Origin of the sequence: Aphanothece microscopica RSMan92 (genome assembly GCF_046613545.2) — a bacterium.
GTDB lineage: Bacteria > Cyanobacteriota > Cyanobacteriia > PCC-6307 > Cyanobiaceae > NIES-981.
The window spans coordinates 1-499 of the sequence record NZ_JBKKKY020000458.1 but is presented as its reverse complement, the minus strand read 5'-3'; the positions used below and the strand labels follow the sequence as shown (position 1 = coordinate 499).

Sequence of the window (499 nt, the reverse complement as noted above, 5' to 3'; positions counted from 1 at the left end):
CCAGATCGTGGCACTGCGCGGGCGCGTCGCGCAGCAGGTGCTTGACGGGGGGCAGGTCGGTCATCTCGGGCTCTCCTTGTCGGTCGGGGACCGATGCAAGGATAGCCCGAAGCGGCCTGTCCTTACAGCGCCATGCGCGGCCCGAAGATGCGGCTGATTTCGCCGTGGCGCGTCTTGCCTTCGGCGGCCAGCTGGGCGTCGGACTTGCGCGACAGCCGTTCCAGTTCCTCGCGCACCGGGCCGACCTCGGCCAGGAAGACGAAGCCCTGCCAGATACCCGACAGCACGCGCCGCACCGCAGCCCAGAACCCCGAACGGTCGGTCATGTTGGTGGTGGTGGTGGCCATGTGAAACCCCTTTGCATGCAGGCGCTTGGCGCCGATTGACACGGGGCATATGGGTCATGCTGCGGTGCAGAACAACCGCCGTATCGGTCTGGCAGGCTTGCATCTGGTGCATGGCTGGCGCGGTCAGTACAGGAAGTAGCGCTGCGCCATCG

General features: G+C 66.7%; 1 protein-coding gene. It reads right to left on the bottom strand.

All coding sequences use genetic code 11. The annotated features are described in order from the left end of the window. Window positions 1–122: 122 nt before the first annotated feature. On the bottom strand, window positions 123–347 hold the full coding sequence (locus ACLD7X_RS18535; RefSeq protein WP_411425152.1) for a hypothetical protein: 225 nt from the start codon (window positions 345–347) through the stop codon (window positions 123–125). Window positions 348–499 lie beyond the last annotated feature (152 nt).